The organism is Streptomyces sp. NPDC006326 (assembly GCF_040612915.1).
Taxonomy (GTDB): Bacteria; Actinomycetota; Actinomycetes; order Streptomycetales; family Streptomycetaceae; genus Streptomyces.
In genome coordinates, this window is record NZ_JBEXRC010000095.1 from 1 (window position 1) to 10,849 (window position 10,849).

Sequence of the window (10,849 nt, forward strand, 5' to 3'; positions counted from 1 at the left end):
ATCACGCGAGTGCAACCCCCCCCGCGCGCGCGCGCGGCCCGGCGGGCCCGCCTCCGGCCCGGTGCGGGCCTGACCCCGGGGCCGTCCCGCCCGGCCGTCAGACCCGGCGCGCGTCCCCGGCCTTCCCTCAGGCCTCGCCGAACGCGCCCAGGATGCGGTCCGCCGCCAGCGTGGGCGTCAGCGAGCCCTCGCGGACCCGGGCCTCCAGGGCCGGGGCCAGGTCGCGTACCGCCGGGGAGGCGCGCAGGCGTTCCAGCAGCTCGTCCCGGACCATCGACCACGTCCACTCCACCTGCTGCCCCGCCCGCTTCGCGGCCAGCCTGCCGCCCGCGTCCAGCAGCCGACGGTGCTGCTCCAGCCGGTTCCAGACCTCGTCCAGACCCGTCGACTCCCGCGCACTGCACGTCAGGACCGGAGGGGTCCACGCGGCATCGGCCGGATGCATCAGCCGCAGCGCGCCCGACAGTTCCCGCGCCGCGGCCTTGGCGTCACGCTCGTGGGGGCCGTCCGCCTTGTTCACCGCCAGGACGTCGGCCAGCTCCAGGACGCCCTTCTTGATCCCCTGGAGCTGGTCGCCCGTACGGGCCAGGGACAGGAGCAGGAAGGAGTCGACCATCCCGGCCACGGTGGTCTCCGACTGGCCGACGCCGACCGTCTCCACCAGCACGACGTCGTAGCCCGCGGCCTCCATCACGATCATCGACTCGCGGGTCGCCTTCGCGACCCCGCCCAGCGTCCCGGCGGAGGGCGAAGGGCGTACGAAGGCCGACGGGTCCACCGACAGGCGCTCCATCCGGGTCTTGTCGCCCAGGATGGAGCCGCCCGTACGGGTCGAGGACGGGTCGACGGCGAGGACCGCCACCCGGTGGCCCAGGCCCGTCAGCATCGTGCCGAACGCGTCGATGAACGTGGACTTGCCCACGCCCGGCACCCCGCTGATCCCGATCCGCCGGGCCCGCCCCGCGTGCGGGAGCAGCTGCGTCAACAGGGTCTGCGCCAGCGCCCGGTGGGCGGGCAGGGTGGACTCGACGAGCGTGATCGCGCGCGCGATGACCGCGCGCTTCCCGTCGAGCACCCCCTTCGCGTACGCCTCGATGTCGATCTTCGGCACCGGCGGCCGCCTACAGCTCGTGACCCAGATCCGCGGCCAGCCGCGTCACCAGGTCGTGGGCCGCGTCCGGGATGACGGTTCCCGGCGGGAAGACCGCCGTCGCGCCCATCTCCAGCAGGGTCGGCACGTCCGCCGGCGGGATCACCCCGCCCACCACGATCATGATGTCCTCGCGGCCCTCCTCCGCCAACTGCTCGCGCAGCGCCGGTACGAGGGTCAGGTGGCCGGCCGCCAGCGACGACACGCCCACCACGTGGACGTCCGCCTCGACGGCTTGGCGGGCCACCTCCGCCGGGGTCTGGAACAGCGGGCCGACGTCCACGTCGAAGCCCAGGTCGGCGAAGGCCGTCGCGATGACCTTCTGACCGCGGTCGTGCCCGTCCTGGCCCATCTTGGCGACCAGGATGCGCGGACGGCGGCCCTCCGCCTCCTCGAACCGGTCGACGAGGCCGCGGGTGCGTTCCACGGACGGGGACTCCCCTGCTTCGGTGCGGTACACACCCGAGATCGTACGGATCTGGCTCGCGTGGCGCCCGTACACCTTCTCCAGGGCGTCCGAGATCTCACCCACCGTGGCCTTGGCGCGGGCCGCGTCCACCGCCAGCGCGAGCAGGTTGCCGTCCCCGCGGTCGGCGGCGTTCGTCAGCGCCCGCAGCGTGTCCTGCGTGACCGCCTCGTCCCGCTCCTCGCGCAGCCGCCGCAGCTTGTCGATCTGCTGCGCGCGCACCGAGGAGTTGTCGACCTTGAGCACGTCGATCTGCTCGTCGTTCTCCACGCGGTACTTGTTCACGCCGATCACCGGCTGCCGCCCGGAGTCGATCCGCGCCTGGGTACGGGCCGCGGCCTCCTCCACGCGCAGCTTCGGGATGCCCGCGTCGATGGCCTGCGCCATACCGCCGGCCGCCTCGACCTCCTCGATGTGCCGCCAGGCCCGGCGCGCCAGGTCGTACGTCAGCTTCTCGACGTACGCGCTGCCGCCCCACGGGTCGATCGACCGGCAGGTCCCCGACTCCTGCTGGAGCAGCAGCTGGGTGTTGCGGGCGATGCGGGCCGAGAAGTCCGTCGGCAGGGCCAGCGCCTCGTCGAGGGCGTTGGTGTGCAGCGACTGGGTGTGGCCCTGGGTCGCGGCCATCGCCTCGATGCACGTGCGGGTGACGTTGTTGAAGACGTCCTGGGCCGTCAGCGACCAGCCCGAGGTCTGCGAATGGGTGCGCAGCGACAGGGACTTGGGGTTCTGCGGGTCGAACTGCTTGACCAGGCGCGCCCACAGCAGGCGGGCGGCGCGCAGCTTGGCGACCTCCATGAAGAAGTTCATGCCGATGGCCCAGAAGAAGGACAGCCGCGGCGCGAAGGCGTCCACGTTCAGCCCCACCGCCTGCCCGGCCCGCAGGTACTCCACGCCGTCCGCGAGGGTGTACGCCAGCTCCAGGTCGGCCGTCGCCCCGGCCTCCTGGATGTGGTAGCCGGAGATCGAGATCGAGTTGTACCGCGGCATCTTCTGCGAGGTGAACGAGAAGATGTCGGAGATGATCCGCATCGACGGCTTGGGCGGGTAGATGTAGGTGTTGCGGACCATGAACTCCTTGAGGATGTCGTTCTGGATGGTCCCGGCGAGCTTGTCGGGGGAGACGCCCTGCTCCTCCGCCGCCACGATGTAGAGGGCGAGGACCGGCAGCACCGCGCCGTTCATCGTCATCGACACCGTCATCTTGTCCAGCGGAATGCCGTCGAACAGCTGGCGCATGTCGTAGATCGAGTCGATCGCCACGCCCGCCATGCCGACGTCGCCGGTCACGCGCGGGTGGTCGCTGTCGTAGCCGCGGTGCGTGGGCAGGTCGAAGGCGATCGACAGCCCCTTCTGGCCCGCCGCGAGGTTGCGCCGGTAGAAGGCGTTCGACTCCTCGGCCGTGGAGAACCCCGCGTACTGGCGGATGGTCCACGGCTGGTTGACGTACATCGTCGGGTACGGGCCGCGCAGGTACGGGGCCATGCCCGGGTAGGTCCGCAGGAAGTCCAGGCCCTCCAGGTCCCGGCCCGTGTACAGCGGCTTCACGCCGATGCCCTCGGGGGTCTCCCACAGCAGGTCGCCGTCGGCGCTCCCGGTGGACTCCTTCACCGCGGCCCGCCACTGGTCCTCCGACCCGGCCGCGGCCGTACCGGCCAGGGGGAGGGCGGAGAAATCGGGGATGCTGCTCACAGCGCGACTCCCATCCGGTCGAGTACGGAGGACAGCACGGCGACCGCGTCGCAGCCGGCGAAGACGTACTCGTCCACGGCGCCGGCCGCGGTGCCGGGCTTGCCCGCGAGGAAGACGGTCCTCGCGCCCGCGGCACGCAGGGCGGCGGCCACCGCCTCGGCCTGCTCCTCGTACAGCGCGTCGCTGGAGCACAGCACGGCCATGCCGTCCGCGCCGCTCGCCGCGTAGGCCGCGGCGGCCGTCAGGTCGGTCACGGAGACCGGGTCGTGCACCGGCTCCACACCGCCCGCCTGGAACAGGTTCGCGGCGAAGGTGGCGCGCGCGGTGTGCGCGGAGGCCGGACCCAGCGCGGCGAGGAAGATCCGCGGCCGCGCTCCGGTCGCCGCCAGGTGCGCGTCGCTGCGGGCGCGCAGCGCCTCGTACGCCTCGTCCCGCCGTACGCGCGGCAGACCGCCCGTCGGCGCCGCGGGAGCGGGCTCGCGCTCCAGGGGCTTCTCCGAGAGCAGCGGGAACTCGCTGACCCCGGTGACGGGTTCGCGGCGCTTGGCGAGCTTCTGCGCGCGCTCGGCCCAGGTGGCGGCGAGCCGCTCGGCGACCAGCCCTGAGCGCAGGGCGGCGGCCTGGCCGCCCGCCCGCTCCACCGTCTGGAAGAACTCCCAGGCAGCGTGGGCGAGTTCGTCGGTGAGCTGCTCCACGTAGTACGAGCCGCCCGCCGGGTCGACGACCCGGGCCAGGTGGGACTCCTCGATGAGGATGGTGGAGGTGTTGCGGGCGATACGGCGCGCGAAGGCGTCCGGCAGGCCCAGCTCGTGGTCGAAGGGGAGCACGGTGACCGAGTCCGCACCGCCCACGCCCGCCGCCATGCAGGCGACGGTGGTGCGCAGCATGTTCACCCACGGGTCGCGCCGGGTCATCATCACCGGGGAGGTCACGGCGTGCTGCCGCTGGGCGCCCGCATCCGGGGCCCCGCAGGCCTGCGCGATCCGGGCCCACAGGCGGCGGGCCGCGCGGAACTTCGCGATGGTCAGGAACTGGTCGGCGGTCGCCGCGTAGCGGAACTCCAGCTGGCCGAGGGCGGCTTCGACACCGAGCCCGCCGTCGGTGAGGGCGCGCAGGTATGCGACGCCCGTGGCCAACGAGAGACCCAGCTCCTCGGCTGCGGAGCCGCCGGCCTCGTGGTACGGCAGGGCGTCGACGGTGAGGGTGCGGATGCCGGGGTGGCCGGCGGCGACGTCCTTGGCCAGCTCGACCGCCTCGGCCGGGTCCAGGGCGGTGCCCGTACGCGCCTCGTGGCCCAGCGGGTCGGCGCCGAGGCTCGCGCGGGCCGCGCCCGGGGGCACCTCGCGCTCGGCGTACAGGCGCAGCAGGGCCCGGGCGGCCTCCGCGTAGTCGGCGCCCGCGTCCAGGGACACCGGCGCCAGGTCGAGGTACACCCCGTCGAGGGCGCGGGGGAGGGCCTCGACGGGCAGACCGGAGCCTCCCACGCTCAGCCAGAGCGAGGTCACCCCGTTCTCCAGGTCGGCGAGGATCGCCTCGTTCACCCGTACGGGGTCGGAACCGAGGTGCCGTTGGCGTACGTCCCAGCCGGCCGGGGCGTTGCCCGCGGGGCTGCCGCCCCGGACAAAGGGGGCGAACCCGGGGAAGCCGGTGTCGGGGGCCGTCTCCGGCGCGGTGTACAGCGGGCGGGTGGTGAGCCCGTCCTGGAGCTTCGTGGACAACACGTCTTCCGCTGCCCCGCCGGATACATCCTTGCCCGACTTGCGCAGCACGCCCTCTACCAGGCGCTGCCACTGCTCATGCGTCGCGTCAGGGAATTCGGCGGCCAGGGAGAGCCCGTCGTCAGGCAGGACCGTCATGGCTCGAATGCTAGGGGGCCGGTCTTTAGATCTACTAGCGTGACCGGATGTGATCTCGCCCTCTCAATTGAGATGGGTGGGGGCACGGAAGAGCGGATCCAGCAGGACCGCCGCGGCGGCCACCGGGAGGACGGCGGGCCCCGCGTGCGGGGCGACGATACGGCTCTCCCGGGGGGCGGCCGCTCGGCGGACCTCCTCCAGATAGCCCTCGTGCAGCACGCTCGACAGCTCCGACACGACCATGACGGCGGGGTTGAACACGTCCAGCAGCAGGGCGGCGGCCCGGCCCACGGCGCGGGCCCGCTCGCGCAGCAGACGGTCTGCGCGCGGATCGCCGGTGGCCGCCGCGTCGACGAGCAGGGGGACGGAAGGGTCGGGCACGATGCCGCGGCGCACGGCCTCGGCGCCGAGCACGGTGTCGGAGGCGGTCACCTGGAGGCAGCCGGTACGCCCGCAGGGGCAGGCGGCCCGCGATCCGGGGACGGGCAGATGGGCCACGTCGCCGGCGGCCGCGCCCGGGCCCTGGTGCACCGCGCCCTCGATGCCGAAGGCGGCGTCGACGACGTTGCCGATGAACAGGTGCACCAGGCTGCTGCGGGCCTCGGAGCGGCCGAAAAGCATCTCGGCGTGGGCGACGGCCCGGGCGTGGTTGTCGACCCGGACGGGCAGGTGGAGCCGGTCGGCGAGCTCGGCGGCGAGGGGCAGGTCGTGCCAGCCCAGCGCGGAGTGCCGGACGACCACGCCGTCGCGGGGGCGGACCCAGCCGCCGAGGGCCGTCCCGAGTCCGAGGAGGGGGCGGCCGTCCGTGAACTCGCTGATGAAGGCGCCGAGTCGGGCGGTGATGGCGGGGAGGAGGGTGTCGGGGCGGAGGCCGCCGTGGGGCAGCATGCGGCGAGCGAGGATGGTGCCCCGGAGGTCGACGAGGCTGAAGGTGGAGCCCGGTACGCCGATGTGCAGGCCTGCTGCGACGGGGCCGGAGACGGCGCCCGTGTTCAGGTCCAGGGGGACCAGGGGCCGGCCGGCTGTGCCGGCGCCGGCGCCGGCACCCGGCGGGCCGGGGAGTTCCCGCAGCAGGCCGCTCGCGAGCAGGCCGGTGGTCTGCCGTGACACCGCGGCGGGGCTGAGGCCGCAGATCCGCGAGATGCCGCTGCGGGCGACGGGGCCGTGGGTGAGCACGGTCCGCAACACGGCGGCGGCATTGGCGTCGGCGCGGCTGTCACCGGCGGTGCGGCTCACGGGTTACTCCTGCTCGATGGCTTCGTCAGCGGACGGGACCGGCGGTGCGGGAGCCGGGCCGGAGCCGGAGGTGCTGCGGATCGGCCCCCGGTGCTGCCGGTCCGCCGTCGAGGCCGGCCCCGACGCCGGTGCCGTGATCTCCGGCGCCGGCGCCTCGGGTATTACACCCCGTACTGCACCCGGCCCGCGTCCCGCCCCCGTGCGCCCCGGCTCCAGGCGGTCCGGAAGGCGGGTACCGGCAACGGCGCATGCCGAGGGCGTTGCGGGCTCATGAAATCCGGCCACGGTTTTCGGCCGCCGCAGGGGCACCGAAGGGCTGTTCAGGCCCGCATGCCGACAAGGAAAGGCCAGCTCAAGGGTGGTGTGCGGGTCCGGGTGGCGGTGGCGGGGCCGGATCCCCGGCGGGGGTTGACCCGGGTGCGGGGCGCTGACAGGCTCCGAGCCATGTCCGCGACCGAGCTCTTCGTCCCGCGGCTCCACACCCCCGGCCCCCGTACGGCGCCGGGTTCGTGTCCGGGCCGCTGTCCGGCCCCGCGCCGCGCCTGAGCGCCGCCCTCCCCCGCGCGGGCCGGGCCCGCCCCCTGCCGCACCCGCCTGTCGGCGCCGTCCGGTGCCTTCCCCCCTGACGCAGTCCGTCCGTCTGGCGCTGCGCACATGCACATTCCGCACATCCCGATTTCTTCCGCTGAGGAAATAAACCAAGGGAGTCGACATGACCACCGCCACCCGGCAGCTCACCGTCACCCGCATCGGCGGCCGCATCGGCGCCGAGATCGGGGGAGTCCGCCTCGCAGGCGAGCTCGCCCCCGAGACCGTCGCCGAGATCCGCGCCGCCCTCCTCGCCCACAAGGTCGTCTTCTTCCGAGACCAGGAGCACCTCGACGAGGCCTCGCACGAGGCCTTCGCCCGCCTCCTCGGCACGCCCGTCGCCCACCCCACCGTGCCCTCCGCCGACGGCCGTTACGCCCTCGGCATCGACTCCCACCACGGCGCCCGCGCCAACCAGTGGCACACCGACGTCACCTTCGTCCCCGCCTATCCCGCCTTCTCCATCCTGCGCGCCGTCACCGTCCCGCCGTACGGCGGCAACACCCTCTGGGCCAACACCGCCACCGCCTACGCCAACCTGCCCCAACCGCTGCGCACCCTCGCCGACGGCCTGCGCGCCGTCCACTCCAACGAGTACGACTACGCCGCCCTCAAGCCCGACGCCCTCCCCGAGGCGCTCGCCCAGTACCGGGAGGTGTTCACCTCGACGAAGTTCCTCACCGAGCACCCGGTCGTCCGGGTCCACCCGGAGACCGGTGAGCGCACCCTGCTCCTCGGCAACTTCGTCCAGCGCATCGCCGGACTCACCGGCCGGGACTCTCGTGTCCTCCAGGACCTCTTCCAGGCGCACATCGAAAGCCCCGAGAACACCGTCCGCTGGCAGTGGCGGGCCGGTGACGTCGCGATCTGGGACAACCGCGCCACCCAGCACTACGGGGTCGACGACTCCGACGACCACGAGCGCACCCTGCGCCGCGTCACCGTCGACGGCGACGTCCCGGTCGGGCCCGACGGGGTCCCGTCCCGGCTGATCAGCCCCGAGACCGTCCCGGACCCGTCATTCGGGATCCCCTCCGGCGCTTCCGCCGGTGCTTCCTCCGGCGCCTGATCCGAAAGCATCCCGTCCCTCCGTACGAAGGAGCCCCCGTGCCCACCCTGCTCGCCCTCTCCGGCAGCCCCTCCCTCCACTCCCGTACCGCGGTCGTCGCCGAGCACGTGCTGCACCGCCTCTCCCACGCCGGGTTCGACACCGCGCACCTGGCCGTACGGGAGCTGCCCGGCGCCGATCTGCTCGCCGCCCGCCGGGGCGCGCCCGAGATACGCCGGGCCCTGGAGGCCGTCGCCGAAGCCGACGGGATCGTCGTGGCGACCCCCGTCTACAAGGCCTCGTACACCGGCCTGCTCAAGGCCTTCCTCGACCTGCTGCCGCAGGACGGCCTGGCCGGCAAGACGGTGCTGCCGATCGCCACCGGCGGCAGCCTCGCCCACGTCCTGACCCTCGACTACGCCCTGCGCCCCGTGCTCGCCGCCCTCGGCGCCCGGCACGTCACCGCCGGCCGGTTCGTCCTGGACTCCTCCGTCGAGCGCGGGAACGGACCCGACCGGCTGCGGCCCGAGGCCGAACTCGACCTCTTCCAGGCCGTCGACGAGTTCGCCGAAGCCCTCCGGGCGCACGCCGCCGCTGCTGTCCCGGCGCCCGTCCCGGCGCCCGCCCCGGTGGCCGCCGCCGCCCACCACGCCGCCCTCACGACCGCCCCGTAACCACACCTCCCGAGGAACCGCCATGTCCGTAGCACTCCCCGCCCGCACCTCCCGACGCCAGTTCCTCGCCCTGCTCGGCATTTCGGCGGCCGCGGTGAGCTGCGGCACGGCCACCGCCACCGGCGGCTCGCGCAGCCGGGGCAGCCAGGTCACCACCCTCAAGTACCAGGGCTGGGTGGGCCAGGTGACCCTCCCCGAACTCGCGGCCGACCTCGGCTTCCTGGGGAACCTCACCCTCGACTGGGTGGGCAACACCATCAGCGGCCCGCAGGACATCCAGTCCGCCGCCACCGGGCAGATCCACTTCGGCGGAGCCTTCAACGGCGCGGTCGTGAAACTCGCCGCGAGCAAGGCCCCGATCAAGGCCGTCCTCTCCTACTACGGCGTCGACGAGTCGGTGTACAGCGGCTACTACGTCCTGGAGGACAGCCCGGTCCGCTCGGCCCGCGACCTGATCGGCAAGAAGGTCGGCATGAACACCCTGGGCGCCCACTCCCAGGCGCTGCTTGAGATCTACCTCAAGCGCAACGGCCTCTCCAAGGCCGACGCCGCCAAGGTCGAGGCACTCGTCGTACCACCCGTCAACACCGAGCAGGTGCTGCGCCAGAAGCAGATCGAGGTGGGCGTGCTGGGCGGCGTCCTGCGCGACAAGGCCTTGGCCGCCGGCGGGATCCGCCCGCTGTTCAGCGACTTCGACCTCCTCGGCAAGTTCAGCGCCGGCACGTACGTGATGACCCAGCGCTTCATCGAGGAGAACCCGGACACCGTACGGACCTTCACCACCGGTGTGGCCAAGGCCATCGAATGGTCCCGCACCACCCCGCGCGAGCAGGTCATCGCCCGGATGACCGAGATCGTCAAGAAGCGCGGACGCAACGAGGACACGTCCACCCTCCAGTACTGGCGCTCGTACGGGGTCGCCGAGACGGGCGGCCGGATCGAGGACAAGGAGTTCCAGCTCTGGATCGACTGGCTCACCGAGCGCGGCGAGCTCAAGGACGGCCGGCTGAAGGCGTCGGACCTCTACACCAACGAGTTCAACGACTACGGGAAGGGCTGACCGGCGATGGCGAAGATCGTGTTCGAGTCGGTGACGAAGACCTTCCCGACCAAGGACAAGGGCAAGGGCAAGGACGGGGGCAGGGGCAGGGGCAGGGGCAGGGCGGAGTTCACCGCACTCGACGGCATCGACCTGGAGATCGGGACGGGCGAGTTCGTGGTGGTGGTGGGACCCAGCGGCTGCGGCAAATCGACCCTGCTCGACCTGCTGGGCGGCCTGACCACGCCGACCACCGGCCGGATCCTGCTCGACGGCCGGCCGGTGACCGGGCCCGGGCTGGACCGGGGCATCGTCTTCCAGCAGTACGCGCTGCTGCCTTGGCGGACCGCGCTCGGCAACGTCGAATTCGGTCTGGAAGCCACCGGCGTACCGCGTCGTGAACGCAGCGCACGGGCCCGGGAGTTCCTGGACCTCGTCGGCCTCACCGGATTCGAGGACCGCCACCCCCACGAACTCTCCGGCGGCATGCGCCAGCGGGTCGCGATCGCCCGCTCGCTGGCGTACGACCCGGACGTGCTGCTCATGGACGAACCCTTCGCGGCACTGGACGCCCAGACCCGTGAGTCCCTGCAGGACGAGCTGCTCCGCATCTGGCAGCGCACCGGCAAGACGATCGTCTTCATCACGCACGGCATCGAGGAGGCCGTGTACCTGGGGCAGCGGGTGGCCGTCATCACCTCCCGCCCCGGCCGGGTCAAGGAGGTGGTCCCCGTCTCGCTCGGAGCCCGGGGCGAGGACGTGCGCTCCACCCCGGAGTTCGCCCGCTACCGGCACGAGATCTGGACGCTGCTCCACGACGAGGTGGCGCGCGCCCAGCAACTGGAGAAGGAGCAGGTCACCGTATGAGCGTCCGAACCGGCACCCATGTCACTGCCGCCGCCCCGGCAGCGGCCCCGGCCACTGCCGCAGCCCTGGCGGACGCGCCCGCCGCCGCTCCGGAGCCGGCGCCCGCGCCGCCCGCACAGGCCGCCCCGGCCGGGCAGCCGGCCCCGGCCGGTGCCGTACGCCGTACCCCGCCCCGGCGCCCCGGGATCTCCTCGACGGCCTCGTCGCGGAAGGCGCGGGGTATCGGGAACTGC

At 73.2% G+C, this 10,849-nt stretch carries 9 protein-coding genes; 5 read left to right on the top strand and 4 right to left on the bottom strand.

The genetic code is table 11. The features are described from left to right. Positions 1–127: 127 nt before the first annotated feature. The 4 genes from meaB to ABZ128_RS35095 all read right to left on the bottom strand — a co-directional run bounded on the left by meaB (position 128) and on the right by ABZ128_RS35095 (position 6,400). Entirely contained in the window at positions 128–1,111 is a 984-nt protein-coding gene (gene meaB, locus ABZ128_RS35080; RefSeq protein ID WP_356853903.1) for a methylmalonyl Co-A mutase-associated GTPase MeaB, read from the bottom strand. Positions 1,112–1,121: 10 nt separating this feature from the next. Then, positions 1,122–3,308, bottom strand: a complete 2,187-nt coding sequence (gene scpA / locus ABZ128_RS35085; RefSeq protein ID WP_356853905.1) for a methylmalonyl-CoA mutase — start codon at positions 3,306–3,308, stop codon at positions 1,122–1,124. Beyond that, positions 3,305–5,164: a methylmalonyl-CoA mutase family protein gene (locus tag ABZ128_RS35090; RefSeq protein WP_356853907.1), complete on the bottom strand. Its 1,860-nt coding sequence runs from the start codon at positions 5,162–5,164 to the stop codon at positions 3,305–3,307. The genes scpA and ABZ128_RS35090 overlap by 4 nt, the downstream gene beginning before the upstream one ends. Before the next feature lie 63 nt (positions 5,165–5,227). Next, on the bottom strand, positions 5,228–6,400 hold the full coding sequence (locus ABZ128_RS35095) for an ROK family protein (RefSeq protein WP_356853908.1): 1,173 nt from the start codon (positions 6,398–6,400) through the stop codon (positions 5,228–5,230). Between the two features lie 712 nt (positions 6,401–7,112). On the opposite strand from ABZ128_RS35095, the gene ABZ128_RS35100 reads away from it, so the two are divergent. The 5 genes from ABZ128_RS35100 to ABZ128_RS35120 all read left to right on the top strand — a co-directional run. Beyond that, positions 7,113–8,057 (top strand): TauD/TfdA family dioxygenase, encoded by a 945-nt coding sequence (locus ABZ128_RS35100; RefSeq protein ID WP_356853910.1) that lies wholly within the window; start codon positions 7,113–7,115, stop codon positions 8,055–8,057. A gap of 38 nt (positions 8,058–8,095) precedes the next feature. Continuing rightward, a complete protein-coding gene (gene ssuE, locus ABZ128_RS35105) occupies positions 8,096–8,710 on the top strand; it encodes an NADPH-dependent FMN reductase (protein ID WP_356853912.1) in 615 nt (204 codons plus the stop codon). A gap of 22 nt (positions 8,711–8,732) precedes the next feature. Continuing rightward, positions 8,733–9,770 (top strand): ABC transporter substrate-binding protein, encoded by a 1,038-nt coding sequence (locus ABZ128_RS35110; protein WP_356853914.1) that lies wholly within the window; start codon positions 8,733–8,735, stop codon positions 9,768–9,770. Between the two features lie 6 nt (positions 9,771–9,776). After that, positions 9,777–10,616 (top strand): ABC transporter ATP-binding protein, encoded by an 840-nt coding sequence (locus ABZ128_RS35115; RefSeq protein WP_356853916.1) that lies wholly within the window; start codon positions 9,777–9,779, stop codon positions 10,614–10,616. Next, positions 10,613–10,849: hypothetical protein (locus ABZ128_RS35120; RefSeq protein ID WP_356853918.1), on the top strand; the 237-nt coding region annotated here is incomplete at its 3' end. The genes ABZ128_RS35115 and ABZ128_RS35120, both read left to right, overlap by 4 nt.